The organism is Calothrix sp. PCC 7507, from assembly GCF_000316575.1.
In the GTDB taxonomy this organism is placed as follows: Bacteria; Cyanobacteriota; Cyanobacteriia; order Cyanobacteriales; family Nostocaceae; genus Fortiea.
The window spans coordinates 3755835-3776960 of the sequence record NC_019682.1 but is presented as its reverse complement, the minus strand read 5'-3'; the positions used below and the strand labels follow the sequence as shown (position 1 = coordinate 3776960).

Annotated in this window: 16 protein-coding genes; 12 read left to right on the top strand and 4 right to left on the bottom strand. The window is 42.9% G+C overall.

Annotated elements, in window-relative coordinates; genetic code table 11:
• Window positions 1–229: 229 nt before the first annotated feature.
• From CAL7507_RS15940 to CAL7507_RS15925, 5 genes are all read left to right on the top strand, one after another.
• A complete protein-coding gene (locus CAL7507_RS15940; RefSeq protein ID WP_015129508.1) occupies window positions 230–604 on the top strand; it encodes a hypothetical protein in 375 nt (124 codons plus the stop codon).
• Window positions 605–799: 195 nt separating this feature from the next.
• Complete coding sequence (locus tag CAL7507_RS15935) at window positions 800–2152, top strand: AAA family ATPase (protein ID WP_015129507.1); 1353 nt, start codon at window positions 800–802, stop codon at window positions 2150–2152.
• A gap of 206 nt (window positions 2153–2358) precedes the next feature.
• Entirely contained in the window at window positions 2359–7770 is a 5412-nt protein-coding gene (locus tag CAL7507_RS15930; protein ID WP_015129506.1) for a sigma-54 interacting domain-containing protein, read from the top strand.
• Between the two features lie 132 nt (window positions 7771–7902).
• On the top strand, window positions 7903–8139 hold the full coding sequence (locus tag CAL7507_RS32750; protein ID WP_201447845.1) for a hypothetical protein: 237 nt from the start codon (window positions 7903–7905) through the stop codon (window positions 8137–8139).
• A 43-nt stretch (window positions 8140–8182) separates the two neighbouring features.
• Window positions 8183–8851 carry a ribonuclease T(2) gene (locus CAL7507_RS15925; RefSeq protein ID WP_015129505.1) on the top strand — a complete coding sequence of 223 codons (669 nt, stop codon included), beginning with the start codon at window positions 8183–8185 and terminating at the stop codon, window positions 8849–8851.
• A gap of 58 nt (window positions 8852–8909) precedes the next feature.
• On the opposite strand, the gene ylqF is transcribed toward CAL7507_RS15925, so the two are convergent.
• Window positions 8910–9788, bottom strand: coding sequence for a ribosome biogenesis GTPase YlqF (gene ylqF, locus CAL7507_RS15920; RefSeq protein ID WP_015129504.1), 879 nt, complete (start codon window positions 9786–9788; stop codon window positions 8910–8912).
• A gap of 42 nt (window positions 9789–9830) precedes the next feature.
• Complete coding sequence (locus CAL7507_RS15915) at window positions 9831–10229, bottom strand: glyoxalase/bleomycin resistance protein/dioxygenase (RefSeq protein WP_015129503.1); 399 nt, start codon at window positions 10227–10229, stop codon at window positions 9831–9833.
• A gap of 183 nt (window positions 10230–10412) precedes the next feature.
• On the opposite strand from CAL7507_RS15915, the gene CAL7507_RS15910 reads away from it, so the two are divergent.
• The gene (locus CAL7507_RS15910; RefSeq protein ID WP_015129502.1) at window positions 10413–10754 is read left to right on the top strand and encodes a hypothetical protein; all 342 of its coding nucleotides are present in this window, start codon (window positions 10413–10415) and stop codon (window positions 10752–10754) included.
• A 35-nt stretch (window positions 10755–10789) separates the two neighbouring features.
• Here CAL7507_RS15910 and fdhD read toward each other — a convergent pair whose 3' ends face one another.
• Both fdhD and nagA read right to left on the bottom strand, forming a co-directional pair.
• Window positions 10790–11629, bottom strand: a complete 840-nt coding sequence (fdhD, locus tag CAL7507_RS15905; protein ID WP_015129501.1) for a formate dehydrogenase accessory sulfurtransferase FdhD — start codon at window positions 11627–11629, stop codon at window positions 10790–10792.
• Window positions 11630–11953: 324 nt separating this feature from the next.
• On the bottom strand, window positions 11954–13156 hold the full coding sequence (gene nagA, locus CAL7507_RS15900; RefSeq protein WP_015129500.1) for an N-acetylglucosamine-6-phosphate deacetylase: 1203 nt from the start codon (window positions 13154–13156) through the stop codon (window positions 11954–11956).
• Window positions 13157–13433: 277 nt separating this feature from the next.
• On the opposite strand from nagA, the gene purE reads away from it, so the two are divergent.
• From purE to CAL7507_RS15870, 6 genes are all read left to right on the top strand, one after another.
• Window positions 13434–13952: a 5-(carboxyamino)imidazole ribonucleotide mutase gene (gene purE, locus CAL7507_RS15895; protein WP_015129499.1), complete on the top strand. Its 519-nt coding sequence runs from the start codon at window positions 13434–13436 to the stop codon at window positions 13950–13952.
• An 866-nt stretch (window positions 13953–14818) separates the two neighbouring features.
• Window positions 14819–16414 (top strand): ammonium transporter, encoded by a 1596-nt coding sequence (locus CAL7507_RS15890; protein ID WP_015129498.1) that lies wholly within the window; start codon window positions 14819–14821, stop codon window positions 16412–16414.
• A 151-nt stretch (window positions 16415–16565) separates the two neighbouring features.
• Window positions 16566–16889 carry a YnfA family protein gene (locus tag CAL7507_RS15885; protein ID WP_015129497.1) on the top strand — a complete coding sequence of 108 codons (324 nt, stop codon included), beginning with the start codon at window positions 16566–16568 and terminating at the stop codon, window positions 16887–16889.
• A gap of 441 nt (window positions 16890–17330) precedes the next feature.
• Complete coding sequence (locus tag CAL7507_RS15880) at window positions 17331–18761, top strand: ammonium transporter (protein WP_369750942.1); 1431 nt, start codon at window positions 17331–17333, stop codon at window positions 18759–18761.
• A gap of 167 nt (window positions 18762–18928) precedes the next feature.
• Window positions 18929–19738, top strand: coding sequence for an SGNH/GDSL hydrolase family protein (locus CAL7507_RS15875; protein WP_042342206.1), 810 nt, complete (start codon window positions 18929–18931; stop codon window positions 19736–19738).
• Window positions 19739–19886: 148 nt separating this feature from the next.
• Complete coding sequence (locus tag CAL7507_RS15870; protein ID WP_015129494.1) at window positions 19887–21107, top strand: 4-hydroxy-3-methylbut-2-enyl diphosphate reductase; 1221 nt, start codon at window positions 19887–19889, stop codon at window positions 21105–21107.
• The last annotated feature ends 19 nt before the right edge of the window (window positions 21108–21126 follow it).

Here is a 21126-nt window from a genome sequence, read left to right as displayed (position 1 = left end):
TTTGCTATAACTATACTTAGTTCGGTAAATGTGGTGACTATTTTCTAGCGTTTAGATTTAGCTAAGTAAGTCGGCACAATCAAATCTATATGAAGAAAGATGAACGAGGCTAAAACCCTCATATCTATTGACTATTGCCTATTGCCTATTCCCTATTCCCCATTGCCTTTCATACCGACTTACTTAATTTTGATTATTGAATTAGCATTAAATTTTGAGAAGCTTAATTATGAAATACTTACCCGTAGGTTTATTTGTTTTAATTAGTGCGATCGCTATGACTCAAAGCGCTTATGCTAACCCTGAACCGGAGAATATACCGAGTGCAATCGGCGATAATCAGGCGGCAGTTTTGATGACCGAACCAGCGACGATTAATGGTAACTGGGATAATTCACAACAAACCCATAACTCATTTGTGGTGGTACGTGAGCAAGGATGCAAAAAAATTAACCCCCTGGATTTGCTGAAAAACCCATCTGCTTTTTTCGAGCAGTGTCAGTCCTCAACTAACGAAGAAAGGCCGCAAAATAGTGAGCCAGTTGACTATTTAAAAGTGCCTAAGCTCGATTCTGGTGTTAATTTAACAGTCACCCAATTTTGATGCACTATCCCCGACCTCATCAAATAAGTCGGGGATCTGAACACTACGAACTAAGAACCCGCAGAATTAATGGGATAGACCAACAGCTTGACGATAGTAAATTGTTATCGCCGATGTGTTGTCTCAGGTTTTAAATAACTTTATTGTGGTAGTTAAGGATATCTACGTATGTAAGTATGTAAGTTAAATAAATTTATGGCTATAGATTTACTGAAATTCTTTCAGGCAACTGACCCTAGCCGCACTCTGTTTATCAACAATGAAGTAGATAGAAAGTATTATATAGATTTTTCGGCGGTGCGGGGTGGCGATATTATTCAGAGCCTGCAACGGAAGATTACGGTTTTTAAACCTAATGAGCCGACCTGTACTCTATTTACTGGTCATATTGGCTGTGGGAAATCGACGGAGTTATTAAGGTTACAGGGAGACTTGGAAAGGCTAGGCTTTCATGTCGTGTATTTTGAGTCTAGCGAAGACTTAGAAATGACTGATGTGGATATTGCCGATGTGTTATTGGCGATCGCCAGGCGGGTGAGTCAAAGTTTGGGTAAAATCACACTGGAGGAAACTGGCAAATTTAACGAATTGCTGCAAGGTGCTTGGAAAGTCCTAAACTCCGAGGTGACAGGAGTTAAGCTCAAGCTTCCGACTGTTGGGGATGTGGGTTACTCAGCGGAAAAGGAGAAACTATCTTTAGCCTTTGGGATTGGCGAAATTACAACGAAAACCAAAAACGACCCAACGCTACGGGAAAAACTCAATCAATATCTAGGGCCACAAAAAACCCAATTATTAGAAGCAATTAACCGCGAACTCTTAGAACCTGCGATCGCCAAACTCAAGCAACAAGGTAAAACAGGTTTAGTCGTAATTGTCGATAACCTTGACCGCATCGATAATCGTGTCAAATCTTGGGGTCGTCCGCAACAGGAATATCTGTTTGTCGATCAGGGTGAGTTTATGACTAAGCTAAATTGCCATTTAGTTTATACCATGCCCCTATCGCTGAAATTCTCCAATGATTATGGAATGCTCACCCAGCGATTCCCCGAAGACCCGAAAGTTTTGCCGATGGTTCCGGTAAAGTGGCCTGATGGTAGTGTCCATGCACAGGGAATGGCACTAATGCAACAGATGGTGTTAGCTAGAGCCTTTCCTGACTTACAACCAGAGGAACGCCTCAATAATATTACAGAGATATTTGACAGTGTAGAAACCTTAGCACGCTTATGTAACATGAGTGGTGGTCATGTGCGCGATTTGCTACGGCTGCTGAACACCTGGATTATGGAAGAAATGACCCTTCCCCTTTCTCGTGACACCTTAGAGCAAGTAATTCGCTCTCGTCGCAATGAAATGACAATGCCAATTTCTGATGATGAATGGCAATTATTACGTCATGTCAAGCAGAGAAAAAAAGTCAGCGATGATCAAGGATATCAAAAAATGATTCGCAGTCGGTTTGTCTTTGAATATCGGGATGGTGGCGAGTCTTGGTTTGACGTTAACCCCATTTTGACAGAAGCCAGGGAGTTAAATCAGTGAACAGTCAACAGTTATCAGTTATCAGATGTATAGTGGGGGATTTAAATCAGTGAACAGTCAACAGTGCATTAGGTGTAGGTTGGGTGAAGCGGAGCGCAACCCAACATTGATCAGGGTTTTGGGTTACTACAATTTTTGTGCAACATTTTAGTCGAGTCAGTCCACCACGATCTGACAAATGACAAATAACCAATGACAAATGACAAATGACAAATGACCAAATAAATCGCTCTCTGGAACAATTAGCTTGGGCAATTCAAGCTTCTGTAGGGCAGTTTAAGCTAATTTTGGCAAAGTGCAATTATGTTCAACAGCGCGATCGCCTAATTGCCAGATTACAGGAAATTTCTACTGTTAAAATTAGCGTTTTAGCGCTCAAACCATCCCAAAGGACACTTTACACCGCCATTCGTGAAGAACTTGGGGATGATGTGCAAGCTTTGATGGTGGTGGGGTTAGATAAATTGCCAGATTTAGCCCAAATGTTGACTTCAGCTAATCAGGTGCGGGAGGAGTTTCGTAAAAGTTTCCCTTTCCCGATTGTGTTGTGGGTTAACGATGAAGTTCACCAGCAATTGATGCAGCTAGCGCCAGATTTAGAGAGTTGGGCGACTACGAAAACCTTTGCGATTACTATTAATGAATTAACTAAGTTAATCCAACAGACAGCATCACAATTATTTGATGATGTTTTAAATATAAATTTAGAAATTATTTCCGAAATTAAATCAGCTTGGCAAGAATTACAACATCAGGGGGCAGATTTAACACCTGAGTTAAAAGCCGACTGTGATTTTTTATTAGGTTTAGTTGAATATATTCATAAAAATTTTGATGCAGCTATTGAGCATTACAACCAAAGTTTAGATTATTGGCGAACAATTGAAGAAGGCACAATGCAAGCGCTCACTTCGACTCCGCTCAGTGAACAGAGCCGAACGGTCACTGAGCGAAGTCGAAGTGACCGTAGTCGAAGTGACCGTCAAGGTAAGATACTTACACAAATCACCATTTGCTATTACGAAAAAGCTATAGCAGATGAAAAAAATTGCCTGCAAACAACCAGCCTAAATCAAACCGAACAAAGCCAAACACCCCAACCTGAAGATTTAGTCCGCGAAGGCGGACTTCGTTTGTATAGCCGCGATTTCCAATCGCCAGGTCTTTCTATAAATAGGCAGACAATTAGTAACTATCTCCAACAAAGTATCGCCGCATTTGCAGCCGCTCAACGCCCTGATTTAATTGCTGATTCTCTTGACAAATTTGGCATCATTCTCCGTTATTTACAAGATTGGCAACAACTCAAAACTTTAGCTGCACAGGCTTTGATTATCCATGAAGCCGAGAATAATCTCATTAAAATATCTCAAGATTATGGCTTTTTGGCTGAAACTGCACTAGCACAAAACGACTGGCAACAAGCAAAAGAATTAGCCGAAACAGCATTAACATTTTTATCTGTGCCTCATCAACCCGCGCCGCCGGAATTATCGCGGATTAATGTAATTACTCATCGGCAATCATTATTATTTATCCTGGCGCAAGCACAAGAGAATTTAGCACAACATCACAAAGTTATATCGCCAGATGTAGGGGCACGGCACGGCCGTGCCCTTACGGGCGTACCTCATGTAACCGAGAATTGCTATAAAGCAGCAATTAATAATTTAGAAGCAGCTAGAAAATTAGGAATTACAGATAACGACCCCCAGCTTTATTTGCGGATTCTGGAGAAATTACACAGCCTATACTTTCATCAAAAGCAATATCTCGATGCATTTGATGCCAAGCAAGAAGCGCGTTCTATTGAGCAGCAATTTGGTTTGCGGGCGTTTATTGGTGCAGGGAGATTACAAGCTGCCAAACAGTTAGAGACGCAAGTTTTAGCAGCATTACAGGTTAATAATCAAGATGATATCGCCCCAGAAATCGCCGCATCTGGTCGTCAATTGGATGTAGAACGGTTAATTGAACGCATCGGTCGCCCTGATTATAAATTAATCGTCATTCATGGGCAATCGGGTGTGGGTAAAAGTTCTTTGGTAAATGCGGGATTGGTTCCGGCTTTAAAACGGAAAGCGATTGGCGTGCAAGATAATTTAGTAGTTGCTATTCGCGTGTATACCAATTGGGTGGAAGAGTTGGGAGGGGTGTTGTTGGGGGATGAGAGAGATGAGGGGGATGAGGGAGATGAGGGGGACAGGGGAGACAGTTCGAGTTCAGAACGGGACAATTCCACCTTTTTACTCAATACTCCGAGTTCAGAACATGATAATTCGAGTTCAGAACGGGACAATTCCACCTTTTTACTCAATACTCCGAGTTCAGAACATGATAATTCGAGTTCAGAACGCGATAATTTCACCTTTTTACTCGACACTCCGAGTTCAGAACATGATAATTCGAGTTCAGAACTCGAAAATTCCACCTTTTTACTCGACACTCCAAGCTCAAAACCTCAAACCCCTCACTCTCCCTCATCCTCCTCATCTCCCTCATCCCCCTCATCTCTCGCCCTCCTCACTCAACTGAAGGAAAACGAACAGCGCAATCTGAGAACTGTGCTAATTTTTGACCAATTTGAAGAATTTTTCTTCGTTTACCCAGAACCAAAACAGAGACGGCAGTTTTTTGAGTTCTTGGGAGAATGTCTAAATATCCTTTCTGTGAAAGTGATATTGTCACTGCGGATGGATTACTTGCATTATTTGCTGGAGTGCAATCGCCTTTCGAGTCTGAAGATTATTGGCAATGATATTCTCAGCAAGAATGTGCTTTATGAGTTGGGGAATTTTTCGCCTGACGATACTAAGTCAATTATTCAGCGCTTAACTGCAAAAACTACATTTTATTTAGAACCTACGTTAATTGACAAACTAGTTCAAGATTTAGCCGGGGAACTGGGAGAAGTGCGCCCGATTGAGTTGCAGGTGGTGGGGGCGCAACTGCAAACGGAGAGTATAACAACTCTGGCGAAGTATCAAGAACTTGGGAGTAACGCTAAAGAAGAACTGGTGAAGCGCTACTTAGCAGAGGTGGTTGATGATTGCGGTGTAGAGAATCAGCAAGCGGCAGAATTGTTGCTGTATTTACTCACCGATGAAAAAGGGACTCGCCCCCTGAAGACTCGCGCTGAAATAGAACGAGATTTGCAAGCATTATTGGCAGATGTCACCACAGACAGCAATAAATTAGATTTGATATTAGAGATTTTTGTCAAATCTGGCTTAGTGGTTTTATTGCCAGAAAACCCAGCAGACCGTTATCAACTAGTGCATGATTATTTAGCCGCCTTTATCCGCCAGCAACAGGAACCCAAGTTAAAACAGGTGATGGCGGAACTGGAGGAAGAAAGAAAGCAAAGAAAAATTAGTGAAAAGCAAAGAAAAATTAGTGAAGCCAAACTTAATAGCTTTCTCAAACGCGCCCTCATGGGTTCAGTTGCAGCCGGATTGGTATTGGCTGGGTTAGCAGTCACCGCCTGGGATGCAGCAAAGCGGGCAGAAAATCAAAAAAAACAAGCCGATGTTAGTGAAATCAACGCCATTACTAATTCTAGCGAGGCACTTTTTCTCTCTGGGTTGAACTTTGATGCCCTGATAGAAGGCTTAAAGGCAGGAGAAAACCTCAAAAGTGCAGAATTGGCAACCCCAAGCACCCGAATGCAGACAATTGCCACATTACGGCAGGCAGTATACTTACAACCAGACGAAAATAAATTTAGAGAACTTAACAGCTTAGAAGGGCATAGCAGTCCTGTCTATAGTGTATGTTTCAGTCCCGATGGCAAGACCATTGCCACAGCCAGTGGTGACAGGACAGTCAAACTCTGGGACATCTCCGGCAAACAACTCAAAACATTCCAGGGGCATAGCGGTGCTGTCAGGGGTGTGAGTTTCAGTCCCGACGGCAAGACAATTGCCACTGCAAGTTTAGACAGCACAGTCAAACTCTGGGACATCTCCGGCAAACAACTCAAAACCCTCAAGGGGCATAGCGGTTGGGTCTCTAGTGTGAGTTTCAGTCCCGACGGCAAGACCATTGCCACAGCTAGTGATGACGGCACAGTCAAACTCTGGGAAATCTCCGGCAAACTACTCAAAACACTCCAGGGGTATAGCGGTGGTGTCTTGGGTGTGAGTTTCAGTCCCGACGGCAAGACCATTGCCACTGCCAATGGTGACACAACAGTCAAACTCTGGGAAATCTCCGGCAAACTACTCAAAACTCTCAAGGGGCATAGCAATGCTGTCAGGGGTGTGAGTTTTAGTCCTGACGGCAAGACCATTGCCACTGCAAGTGATGACACAACAGTCAAACTCTGGGACATCTCCGGCAAACAACTCAAAACTCTCCAGGGGCATAGCAATGCTGTCAGGGGTGTGAGTTTCAGTCCTGACGGCAAGACCATTGCCACTGCAAGTTTAGACACAACAGTCAAACTCTGGGACATCTCCAGCAAACAACTCAAAACCCTCAAGGGGCATAGCGGTGCTGTCTTGGGTGTGAGTTTCAGTCCTGACGGCAAGACCATTGCCACTGCCAGTGCTGATAGCACAGTCAAACTCTGGGACATCTCCGGCAAACTACTCAAAACTCTCAATGGGCATAGCAATGCTGTCTGGGGTGTGAGTTTCAGTCCCGACGGCAAGACCATTGCCACTGCAAGTACTGACACAACAGTCAAACTCTGGGACATCTCCGGCAAACTACTCAAAACCCTCAAGGGGCATAGCAATGCTGTCTGGGGTGTGAGTTTCAGTCCCGACGGCAAGACCATTGCCACTGCCAGTGTTGACAGCACAGTGATTTTATGGGATTTGGATTTAGATAATTTATTAGCCAGTGGTTGTCAACGCCTGAATAATTACCTACCTACCCATGCAGATGTATTAGAAGACCTCAAGGCGTGCCAAACTCCAGCTATTAAAAAAGCAGCCGCACCAGCATTAGTTGCCCAAGGTGAAGAATTAGCCCGAACAGAAAATATTAATCTTGCTGTCTCCAAGTTCCGCCAAGCACTAGAGTGGAATCCCAGCTTAAAACTTGACCCACAAACAAAAGCAAAACAATTGGCAGAGGCTTCAGCCCTAGTTGCAAAGGGTGAAAAGTTAGCGCAAGAAAGTAAGCTTGAGGATGCAGTTGCCAATTTCCAGCAAGCATTGCAACTAGACTCTAGTTTAGACTTTAAACCAAAGACAAAAGCAGCTGCTTTATTAGTTGAGTCAGGAGCAAGCCTTGTCAGAGAAGATAAGTTTAAGGAAGCATTAGCAGCTTACACCAACGCCCAAAAGTTTGACCCAAAAGTTGAAATTTCTGCCGATGATTGGCATACACTATGCCGCAAAGGTAGTCTGCAAAAACAAGTTGCCGATGTAATGTTTGCCTGTAACCAAGCCGTGAAGCTTGCACCCAATGATGGCAATATTCGCGATAGTCGTGGCTTGGCGCGGGCGTTAACAGGCGACTATCCAGGGGCAATTGCTGACTTTGAGGACTACATCGCCCAGACTGATGATAAAGATATCAAAGCCCAACGGCAAAGCTGGGTGAAAGACCTGAAAGCCGGGAAGAATCCGATTACAGATGATGAACTGAAGCGCCTGCGGAATTAGTTTTCGTTCGGTAGTGGCGCGACAAGCCTTCAATGTTGCAAAAAAAAATCGTAGGTATTGTAGCGACTGTCTTAAAAGTCAAGCGATGGCTTCGCCAAAGCCTTCGGCTAAGGTTAACAAAAAACCGGGACTGTGAACATTGACGCAACTGGGGAACGCTGCGCTAGATTCGGTTGGGTTGAGGAACGAAACCCAACATTTCTCGGTGACGTGAGTACACCCGTAAGGGCACGGCAGTGCCGTTCCCCTACAGCTTCTGATATAATTTTGTGTCGATTGGGTATTAAGTTAAAAATATCCTCACAAGGGTTTGAGTGCATGGGTGCTGAGGGCGATATAAGATGCGATCGCGTTACGCAACTAGGGTAATGTATATGACGTAACTTCAATTACACAAAAGCTGCTTGTAAATATGCAGATCAAAAAAATCCTGGTTGCATCTTCCCTGTTGATTGCTAGCTTTGCAGTACCTAACGCCGTCAGTGCCCAAAATCGCGGAACTCCCGGCCAGTTTGATTTTTACGTCCTGACTTTATCTTGGTCACCAGATTATTGTGCCAAAAATGGCGATCGCGATCCACAGCAGTGCAAAGTTGGTAAGAAACTCGGCTTTGTATTACATGGTTTGTGGCCGCAATACCAAAAAGGTTATCCAGCTAATTGTTCTAGTGAAAAATTACCGCTACAGGTAAAGCAGCAGTTTCCAGGTTTGTACCCCAGCGATAAGCTTTATGGCCATGAATGGGAAAAACATGGCACTTGTTCGGGAAAAACCCCGAAAGAATACCTAGCATTATCTAAACAGTTAAAAGATTCCGTCACAATTCCTACGGCTTATAACCGTCCTAGCAAACCTTTCCGCACCACCATCGATGGATTGAAAAATACATTTGTCAGTGCTGATCCAAAATTAACTGCTGATGGTATGGCGCCTTACTGTTCTGGTTCAGGAAGGTTTTTGCAAGAAGTTTTCTTTTGCTACGCTAAAGATGGCAAACCAGGCGCTTGTAGTGCAGAAATAGTGAAGAGTTCCCAAAAAAGCTGTGGACAACCAAATTTTTTGGTGAGAAACGTTAGATAGTCATTTGGCATTTGTCATTTGTCATTGGTTTGTAGGGTGGGCATTGCCCACCACAAAACTAAATCGGTATTTCTAAAGGGATAGTTCCTAATAAACCCTTACGATAATCTGTTAAAAGATGCCTGGCGGCGCGCTCAATATCACCTTTGTAGCGATGCTCCGCTAAGGCGTGTAAGTATTCTTCTCCTGTATGGGGTGTTGAGTCTAGTTGATAGCGGGACTCTAATATTTTTTGTGGTAACAACTTAGTAGCCACATCCTGGAGATGATTGAGGATGTCTACTAATTCGGCTGCAACTAGCTGATTATCGTAAGCGGCTTCACCAATATCATCACAAATAGCTAATTTTAAGGCTGCTCCCTGATCTTCTAACTTGAGGGGGATGACTCCAGGTGCATCTAGCAACTCTAACTGTTCGGAAATTCGCACCCAGCGGAGTTGGCGCGTCACTCCAGGACGAGCTGCACTTTCTACTACTCGTTTTCCTAAGAGACGGTTAATTAAAGCTGATTTACCAACATTAGGAAAGCCAATCACCACAGCACGGACTGGACGGGGTAACATGCCGCGATCGCGTCTTCTTTGATTGAGTTCTAACCCAGCAGCTTGAGCGGCTTTGCAGACTTCAGTCACACCTTGACCATGTTGAGCGTTGGTAAAATAGGCTGTTTCACCCTGAAACTTGAACCAATTGATCCACAGCGATCGCATTTGAGGCGTAATCATATCTACTCGATTTAGCACTAAAACCCGCGCCTTACTCCCCACCCACTCCTCAATTTGGGGATGGTGCGTTGCTAAAGGGATACGCGCATCTCTTACCTCCAGCACCACATCTACCCGTTTTAGCTGTTCTTTGAGGTTCTTTTCCGCTTTTGCTATATGGCCTGGATACCATTGGATAACATTTAATTTATAGTTTTGAGTTAAAGTCATAATTTTTCATTTGTCATTGGTCATTTGTCAAGAGTTATTTTCCTACTCCCCCTGCTCCCTGCTCCCTGCCCCATTCTGATGTAAGATCAACCGATTCCCATCAGGGTCATAGGCGTAAATTTCTCGTCCGTGGGAAGCGATCGCAATTTTGCCGGGTGGAGGATAACCCAAAGTTGTGAGCTGGGCGATCGCATCTTCTAAGTTACTCACCTCTAAACACAAACTTATCTTACTTTTGGCGATCGTTTCAAATTCGGATGCGTGTGTTGGCTTGGGTTGAAAAATACCTAATCGTAAGCCGGAAATCTGAAACTCAGCATAGATGTTGGGGATGATGGTTGTGGGGTTTTGTTTTAGTAAATCAGTATAGAAATTCACTAAGCACGCGAAATTAAAAGAAGCTAAGGTTACGAATGCGTCTTTGATTATTCCCACAGCCATGTTTTAGTTATCTCGACTACAAGTCATACTTACTGAGTATTGATTCAAGTATTTTGTTGATGACAAAAATACTTAGGGCATGTTATGGTAAAAATATTTACATAGTATGTATTTTTATTCACAAATAAATACATTATGAGGACTTACCTCAATAGTATCAAGCTCTAACTTATAAATAAAATCATGCAAAAAACACCTGACTACAAAAAAGCTCCAAAGACTCTGCTGATTGTACCAATTGGACTCACCTTATTGATTAGCTTAACTAGCTGTGGACTTAGTCCCCAGAAAATTCAAGAGAATGCGGAGAAAGAAGCACAAAAGTTTGCACAACCATTGGGGTTCACTTTAACTAGTTGTACAGGTTACGACTCTGATCAAAATAATTATGTTAGCTGTACATTTAAAGACAAAAATGGGCAGTTAGCAGAAGGGGAATGTGCTTATGATCCATCTGTTAATGCTGGCTGTAAATTGAAAAATAGTTACAATTATCAGCCATTACCAGCAGCGACTCCACAATAGGTGTCTTACAAAAGTTTTGCTACTTGATCCAGGTTTCATACAATATTTATTCTCTCGCACTTGGTGTAGACATTGAAACGTTCTCCGCGTAAGAATCCAATTAAAGTAATCCCGAATTCTTGAGCCACAGATACCGCCAAACTACTAGGAGCGGAAACAGAACAAACAATGGGTACTCCAGCAGCAGCGGACTTTTGCAAAATCTCAAAGCTAGAGCGTCCACTCACCATGACAATATGATCATTGAAAGGTAGCTCGTCAGCAAGTAAAGCTGTACCAATCAATTTATCTAGGGCATTGTGTCGGCCAACATCCTCCCTTAAGTTTAATATTTGTCCTCGAGAATCGAATACCGCCGCCGCGTGCAAACCCCCGGTAGCGGTAAAGATACCTTGAGCGGCTCGGAGTTGATCCGGTAAGCTGTAGATGATATCAGGCGTTACTGTTAAACCAGGAGAAATGACTGAGCAACCCCGCATCTGTAAAGCTGCAATACTGGTTTTACCGCAAACTCCACAGGCGCTGTTAGTGAAAAAGTGGCGTTCTAAAGGCTGTAAATCAGGACTTAATCCTTCTTTGAGTTCTACATTCACAATGTTGTAGCGCTGCTCACCATCGACTGATTCATCAACGCAATAGCTCATGCGTTGGATATCTTTTTTACAACTAATGACTCCTTCACTGTAGAGGAAACCAGCCGCTAATTCAAAATCTGCTCCTGGTGTTCGCATGGTGACGGCGATTGTGCGATTTGGAGATAAAAGACGAATTTCTAAAGGTTCTTCAGTGGTGAGATGATCAGAGCGCGATCGCATTTTGCCATTTTCCACTACCCAGACTGTGGCTTTGCTCTTGCTTCCTACAGGCTTAGTCATATAGCAATTCTCGGTTATGTGAGGTACACCCATAAGGGCACGGCACTGCCCATACGTGTCAACTTAACGTAAAAGTCATGTCCCGCAAGGAACTGAAGTTCCTTTCTAATAGCGGAAGTCATCTAAAGATTACTAAATATAGCCAAAAATCCTTAGTCTACTAGAGTAGACTTTCGCTATAAGAGAGGGAATGAATTCCCAGGCGGGTGAGGAGTCCTAGCGTCAAGCTATTTTTAGCTTAAGTTGACACCAATGGCATTGCCTACGCCCCTACAGCTGGCGATATAATTTTGTACCGCATCGGAATGAGAACCGCGATAACTGTTAACTGTTAACTGTTAACTGATTCAATCTTTCCCATGTCAGTTCTTTTGTCGCTTCATCCCAACGCCAGCGCAATAAATTAGCAGGTTGAGTGGGAGAAATTCCTGGTAAGCCAATTGCTTGTCTAGGTGCTTCTGTTGCTAGAGAAATGGCGGTTTCTACGTCACTAATCCCCCACTCCACCAAATTCTGTACTCCCACCAATAAGGGTAAAGTTGTCCCTGATAAAGTGCCATCAGCTAGTCGTGCAGTACCGTTTTTTACCTCTATTTGCCGACTATCCCAAGGATACACGCCATCGGGTAGCCCTAGGGGTGCCAGAGCATCGCTGACGAGAAATAGCCCTTTTTGTTGTTGGCTGGCACGGAGTAAAATTTGCAGCATAATTGGCGAAACATGTTCACCATCAGCAATAAAACCACACATAACATGAGGATGGATAATTGCTGCTCCTAATAATCCTGGTTCACGGTGGTGTAATGGTGGCATGGCGTTAAAAGCATGAGTTACCATTGTTGCACCGAGTGCGAAAGCACGTTGTGCTTCGTTAGCTGTGGCTTGAGAATGTCCTAAACTGACGATGATTCCTAAAGAACGCAAATATGGAATCACTTCATCTGTAGGATCTAATTCTGGTGCTAAAGTGATGACTTTGACAATATGGGCATAATCGCCCAAAACTCGCTTGATATTGTCAATGGTTAGAGGTGACAGGTACTCAGCTGGGTGTGCGCCGCGTTTTCCATAATTTAAAAATGGCCCTTCTAGATGGACTCCTAAAATTTTCGCCCCTGGGTTTTGGTTGGGGATAACACCAGCAATTACAGCCAGCGATCGCTGTATATTTTCTACTGATGTTGTCACCAATGTCGGTAAAAATCCATCTACCCCTACATCCCACAAAAATTGTGATGTTTTCACCAATAAATGGGAATTATCGGCTCGTAAATCTGGAAACGCCAATCCTAAAGCGCCGTTAATCTGTAAATCAACGCCACCTAAAGAAATCCAATCACCAGCAACATCTATTACTTGCAAGTTTTCTGTAGGCGATCGCTGGACAACTTTATTCATTGGTAGAATTTGCTCAATTATCCCCTCTTGATTTACCAAGAGCATCTGCAAACCTTGATAACCAGGGATTCGCGCATTGATAATCTCTACATTATTGGTAACAATGGGGGTTTGTTTTGCTTTTGTCATCACTTTCACGAGAAGATAAGTAACTCGGCGTAAATAATTGTCGCTGGGATAAGGCAATAGGCAATAGGCAGAAGGGTTTGAGCCTTGTTTACTTTTCTTTACACAGTTTGGTATTGTTGTGCCGACTTACTTAGCCAAATCTGTCCCGATTTTAAATGCAACCATCGGCGATTAATCCAAAATCCAAAATCCAAAATCTAAAATCTAAAATCCAAAATCCAAAATCCAAAATCCAAAATCCAAAATCCAAAATCCAAAATCCAAAATCCAAAATTGTATGACTCCTCTTGTTGGTATTATCATGGGCAGCGATTCTGATTTGCCCACAATGAAAGAAGCGATCGCCATTTGTGACGAATTTGGTGTTGAGCGCGAAGTGGCGATCGTTTCTGCCCATCGTACCCCAGAACGCATGGTAGAGTACGCTAAACTTGCACACCAACGCGGCATTAAAGTAATTATTGCTGGCGCTGGTGGCGCAGCCCATCTCCCCGGTATGGTAGCGTCTTTAACACCGCTTCCCGTCATCGGTGTTCCTGTACCCACTCGGCATCTACAAGGTGTTGATTCTTTATACTCAATCGTACAGATGCCAGGGGGTATCCCCGTTGCCACAGTGGCTATAGGTAATGCTAAAAATGCGGGACTTTTAGCAGTGCAGATTCTCGCTACTTACCAACCAGAATTATTAGAAAAAGTGCAAAAGTATCGCCAAAACTTATCAGAATCAGTCATTCTAAAGCAAACAAAGCTCGAAGATCTGGACTATGAACAATATTTACAACTTGAGTTGTAATTTGTAGTACTTTGTCAAGTTAGTTTTGAGGGTTGGCAGTCAGCAACTGACACTAGTTGACAATTATAAACCAGTGTGCATGTTATAATAAACTACACAGTATTAAAAGTGTATTTTTTATTGTAAGTAATAAATTTAACTTTTTGTTTTGTATATAAACTTAACAATATTTTGACCTTTTTAGTTCTGACATTGGCAAATGCTGACAATATCAAGGATATTATTTACGTTCTTGAAGTCTTGAGAGCGTATTAAGAGCGGCAAGATCAGAAAAATGTATCTGGTAATACAGAATAAGGGTGTTTGTCAATAGACAATCAGTCAAATTAATTTGTGAGTTCATCAAATTAGTCAGTAAGAATTGTTTTTATGATTTGTTTGGATTCCTGTATATGTTGATGTTTAGTGATGCACAATAATTGTCAGTTGCCTAATGTATTTTAGTGGAAAATTTAAAGATTTCGGAGAAAAAGACTAAAAAATATGGGCAGCAAGCTCATAATTTCTCAGCATGACGCCAATAATTTACAAAAAAATATTTACAAATGTCGCAATAGTTTCTTAAACTCCTACTTAGGTAATTTGAGTTTTTGGTTTGTGAATAAATTACCTGAATGACAAGTATCAACAGTGATCAGTACAAGAACTGCTGCAAGCTTTTGCCCTCTAGAGTTCTCCACTGCTAATTATGGGTAAGTTAACCTACAGTATCTTGCTACAGTCGGGGGTCAAATCCCAGACTGAAACCGTGATAAATGTTAACTGTTTACTGATTCAACAACTACTTGATTAAAGTTCAGGCATTGATTTTTTCTGCTTAGGTTTTCATCCAATTCAGAATGGTTTATAGTTAGATGTTCAAACTCATGCACAAACAGAAATTAAAACCAAAAATTAGGCGTAATACAGCAAAAAGATACTTCCAAATTTCACAATTTAACTCCAAAGTCAAGCGATTAACTTTAGCAATTAAGCGGCTTTCTCCCAGCTGGCAAGCTTGCCTACCTTTAGCTTGTTTGATTGTCTTGGGATGGGGTTACACAGCATTAGCCCAAGCACCTGCTACAGGCCCAACAACAGCAGAACTAAAGATTGCTATTGACACACTGTGGGTAGCGATCGCTGCCTTTTTAGTGTTTTTCATGAATGCTGGTTTTTGTATGTTAGAAACCGGCTTCTGTCGCCAGAAAAATGCTGTCAACGTTCTTGCCAAAAACTTAATTGTATTTGCCCTCTCTACAGTAGCTTTTTGGGCGATCGGTTTTGGGTTAATGTTTGGCGATGGCAACGACTTTATTGGACTGAGTGGGTTTTTCCTACCCACAGATAACAGTCCGGCAACTGGAGAAGCTTACAAAGGTGTTTTTAGCGCCCTTAATTGGACAGGCATTCCTCTATCAGCCAAGTTTCTATTCCAATTGGTATTTGCAGGAACAGCCGCAACAATTGTTTCTGGCGCAGTAGCTGAAAGAATTAAGTTCATCGACTTCCTGATCTTCAGCCTCTTGCTTGTTGGTATTGCCTACCCCATTACCGGACACTGGATTTGGGGTGCTGGTTGGCTAGCAGATATGGGATTCTGGGATTTTGCGGGTTCCACAGTAGTTCACTCAGTTGGTGGTTGGGCTGCTTTGATGGGTGCTGCATTTCTCGGCCCTCGCATTGGTAAATACCAGGATAAGCAGATTGCAGCCATACCTGGTCACAATATGAGTATTGCAACCTTGGGGTGCTTAATTCTCTGGTTGGGTTGGTTTGGGTTCAATCCTGGTTCCGTAATGGCTGCTGATCCCAATGCAATCAGTCATATTGCTTTAACAACTAACATGGCTGGTGCTGTTGGTGGGATTGCGGCTACAGTTGTAGCTTGGTTGTACTTGGGTAAGCCAGACCTGTCAATGATTATCAACGGTATCTTAGCTGGCTTGGTTGGCATTACGGCATCTTGTGCCTATGTCAGCATCGGTAGTTCGATCATCATTGGTTTGATTGCGGGAATTTTGGTAGTTTTCTCTGTTCCCTTCTTTGATAAACTCGGCATTGATGACCCAGTAGGGGCTACCTCAGTTCACCTAGTTTGTGGTGTTTGGGGGACATTAGCAGTGGGTCTATTCTCGGTTGGCCCTGGTAAATATCCTTGGATGGTTGACTTGGCAGGTAAGCCAGTAGGGCCACACGGCTTATTCTTGGGTGGTGGCTTTGGTACCCTAATTCCACAAATAGTTGGCATTCTAGCTGTAGGTGGAATCACCGTTCTCCTGAGTAGTATCTTTTGGCTGGGACTAAAAGCGACTTTAGGAATCAGAGTCACTCGAGAAGAAGAACTGGAAGGCTTAGATATCGGCGAACATGGTATGGAAGCTTACAGTGGATTTCTTAAAGAAGCTGGTTCAGGGGGATTTCCTGAAGAAGATAGCTCTCATGGCGGATCATCTCGTGGCGATTTACCAAATATGCTGTAAATTTTGAGTTGTTTGATTTTGTTACTGATAAAAACCCCTGCCTGTGGCTTTTGTTTTGATGTCCAGGTGGCGGGTTTTTTAATGCAAGATTCAAATTTAGCAAATGATTAATATGGGTAGTTCATAAATTACAAATTCACAAATTGCTTTGATGATTAAGTCCTGGCTTTATTTTATACTGGCTGGTTTTTTTGAGATTGGCGGTGGCTACTTAATCTGGCTATGGTTGCGTGAAGGTAGGTCTATAGGATGGGGAATATTAGGTGCAATTGCTTTAATTCTTTATGGGGCGATCGCTACTCTCCAAACTGCGAATTTCGGTAGAGTTTACGCCGCTTATGGTGGTGTATTTATTGTCATGGCCATGCTTTGGGGATGGAAGATAGACGGGGTAACTCCAGACAGCTATGACCTGATTGGAGCCTGTTTAGCTTTAATGAGTGTTTTAATTATCATGTACGCACCCAGGATGTAAAAAATCTGTTGCATATCTCAGGCGAAGATACATTTCTTTAGCCAGTACTTCGCTAATCGAATGACTTTGTTTGTCATATTAATTACCCATAATTAGATAATTTTACAGTACATGCAGGGTGGGCAATGCCCATCAGATAAGGTTTTCGCTGGGCATTGTCACTCTATTTTATTTGTCATATTAATTACTTATAATTAGAGAATTATATAGCGGGTCAACAAAGTTTTTTAAGCAAAGCAAAATATGCAAAAATTGCATAGCTACACTGTATATCCAAAACTTTCTACGTATTGAAAGGGATATATTTTTGTTAAAATTTCGGAAAAAACTGAATTTAAGTAACTTTCATGACAAAAAGGAATATAAAAAAGTAATCAAATGTATTGGGTGATACAAAAATATTGGTGCTTAGGGACAAAACAAGTGTTGAACAAAGTCGTAATGATTGGGGTGATGACCCTATTGCTGCTAGGAGGACCGCTAGTGGGTGATGCTTTAGCCCAAGCACCCGCAGCCGCTCCACCTGCTGCTGATACTGGGGATACTGCATTTATGCTGATAGCATCAGCACTCGTCTTGTTGATGACACCAGGATTAGCTTTTTTCTATGGAGGATTTGTACGATCGCGCAACGTCCTCAACACATTGATGATGAGCTTTGTATTAATGGCGATCGTGGGAGTTACCTGGATTTTATGGGGCTATAGCCTTTCTTTTGCACCAGGGAACCCGATTATCGGCGGGGTTAAATGGGTGTTTGGCAACATAGGTTTACAAACTCAGGGCTATTTACCTCATTTACCTTATGAGGATGCACTCAAAGCAGCAGACCCGAAATATGCTGATGTCACGTCATATGCCGGGACGATTCCTCACCAAGCATTCATGATCTATCAAGCCATGTTTGCTATTATCACCCCAGCCTTAATTTCTGGGGCGATCGCTGAACGGATGAGCTTCCGCGCCTATGCTTTGTTTGTGCTGCTGTGGTCAACCTTTATCTACACTCCCCTAGCTCATATGGTATGGGCAAAAGGTGGATTTTTGGGTTTATACGGCGGTTTGGGTGCCCTGGACTTTGCTGGTGGCACAGTAGTTCACATTAGTTCGGGTGTTTCTGCACTTGTAGCCGCGATCGTCCTCGGCCCGCGAAAAACCCATCCTGACAGGCTAAGTCCACCACACAACGTTCCTTTCATTTTGCTAGGTGCTGGCTTATTGTGGTTTGGCTGGTTCGGCTTTAATGCTGGTAGCGCCCTATCAGTTGCTAGTGGAACTTCGGGTAACTTAGTCACAAATGTGGCAACCACAGCCTTCGTCAACACCAACACAGCCGCAGCCGCAGCCGCTCTAATGTGGCTAATTTTAGAAGGAGTTTTACGTGGTAAACCAACCGCTGTAGGAGCAGCCACAGGAGCCGTTGCTGGCTTGGTGGGCGTCACCCCAGGCGCAGGATTTGTCACCCCTCTATCAGCAATTTTCATTGGGTTTATCACCGCCTTCGTTTGCTTCTATGCCGTCAGTTTCAAGCACAAGCTGCAAGTAGACGATGCTTTAGATACATTTCCTGTACATGGTGTTGGTGGTACGGTGGGAGCAATTTTAACAGCCATCTTTGCAACCACGGAAATCAACGCCGCAGGTAAAGACGGCGTGCTACGCGGTAACTTTGGTGAACTGGGGATCGAACTAGTCGCAATCTTAGTTGCTTATGCGATCGCTGCAGTTGGTACTTGGATCATTCTCAAGATTATTGCTGCTACCATTGGTCTGCGAGTCAACGAGGAAACTGAATTGCAAGGTTTGGATATCAATGAACATGGAGAAGAAGGTTATAACTCCGAGTTCGGCGATGGCGTTAATATTTCTTAGTTAGGCACTGGGGACTGGGGAATGGAGACTGGGGACTAGAAATTAATGAAAAATTTCCTCAATCTTCAATACCCAATCCTCAATACCCAATACCAATCCCCAATCCCTGTTCACTGAGCGGCTTGCCTTGAGCGAAGTCGAAAGGAGTCGAAGTGCAATCCCCAATCGTGTCTACTTCTGCAAAAACTTTTCCTATCTGGGCATTTTTTTCGCTGATAACCAACGGCCTATTGATGTTGGGGGTTATCCTGCTAATTTGGCAACAACAGAGATTGAGTGCTGTTTCCCCGACTCCAGTCAGTGAAACCAAAGCTGTCAAACCAGAGTTAGGCGAACGTCACACACTCAATTATCAGCAGTGGGTAGACATTCTCAAAAAAGAAGCTCAAGTCGCTGTTGATAAACATCCTGAGCATCTAACCATATTGGCGGGAGATTCTTTGAGTCTGTGGTTTCCGCCTGAGTTATTACCTGAAGGCAGAAATTGGCTAAATCAGGGAATTTCTGGCGAAACTAGCTATGGACTCTTGAAAAGATTAGAGCTATTTGACCGCACTCAGCCAGAAGTGATTTTGGTGATGGTTGGTATTAATGACGTGATCCAAGGCGTGAGTGATGAGATCATTCTCGATAATCAGCGTCAAATTATGAGTTATCTGCGAAAAGCTCATCCAAAAGCGCAAATCATTATCCAGTCAATTTTGCCTCATGGGGGAGAAGAAGCAACTTGGGAGGGACGAGAGAAACTGCTGGCTATTCCCAATAGTCGGATTCGTCAGTTGAATCAGCAACTACAAGCTATAGCCACCAAAGAAGGTGTCAAATATTTAGATTTATATCCTTTATTTATTAACCAGCAAGGAAATCTTCACCGTAAACTCACTACTGATGGTTTACACCTAAGTCCTCAAGGCTATATAGTCTGGCGTACTGCTTTGCAGATTTACACTAGCACAAAGCTGAAGTCTGAAGTCTGAAGTCTGAAGTCTGAAATGAAGACACTTGTAAACTGAATAACTGTCAAAAGCGGTTTTTTATATTTTTTTGCCATTATCCCAATCTGCCTAACTAAATTGTGTCTTGGCGCGAGACAATCAGAAAAAGCAGACTTAAAAAAATAAAGTAATGGATACAAAAGCCTTTAAGCGTACTCTACAACATTCCGACAACTATAATCGCAAGGGGTTTGGGCATCAAGCAGAAGTGGCGACCCAGTTACAGTCTGAGTATCAGAGTAACTTGATTCAGGAAATCCGCGATCGCAATTACGTATTACAACAGGGTGATGTCACAATTCGACTAGCCCAAGCTTTTGGGTTTTGTTGGGGTGTAGAACGTGCGGTGGCTATGGCCTATGAAACCCGTCAACACTTCCCTAGCGATCGCATCTGGATTACTAATGAGATTATTCACAATCCCGCTGTTAATCAACGCTTGCGGGAAATGCAAGTAGAATTTATCCCTGACGATGGTAAGATTAAAGACTTTTCTGTAGTAGAAAGTGCTGACGTAGTTATCCTCCCAGCCTTTGGTGCAAGTGTGCAAGAAATGCAGTTATTGCATGATAAAGGTTGCAAAATCGTCGATACAACTTGCCCTTGGGTGTCGAAAGTTTGGAACACTGTAGAAAAGCATAAAAAAATCGACTATACCTCAATTATTCACGGTAAATATAAACACGAAGAAACTGTAGCCACAAGTTCCTTTGCTGGTAAATATTTAATTGTCCTGAACTTAGAAGAAGCAGAGTACGTTTCTAACTATATTCTCAATGGCGGCAACCGAGAAGAATTCATTGCAAAATTTGCTAAAGCTTATTCAGCCGGATTCGATCCCGATCGCGATTTAGAGCGAGTTGGTATTGCTAATCAAACCACCATGCTCAAGGGAGAAACCGAGCAGATTGGTAAATTGTTTGAGCGTACCATGATGCGGAAATATGGCCCCGATGAATTAAATCAGCATTTTCAAAGTTTTAACACTATCTGTGACGCTACTCAAGAACGTCAAGATGCGATGTTTGAGTTAGTGGAAGAAAAGTTAGATTTGATGGTAGTAATTGGTGGGTTTAATTCATCGAATACTACACATTTGCAAGAAATCCCCATTCAACGGGGAATACCTTCTTATCACATTGATTGCGTAGAGCGGATCAAATCAGCACAAGCCATTGAACATCGTCAGTTAGATGGGGAGTTGGCGATCGCCCAAAATTGGCTACCAGATGGCAAAATTATCGTAGGTGTTACTTCGGGTGCTTCTACGCCAGATAAGGTAGTAGAGGATGTGATTGAAAAGATTTTCGCATTGAAGGCGACAGCAAATCAGTTAACAGTTAACAGTTAACAGTAATCAAAGTTGTTGT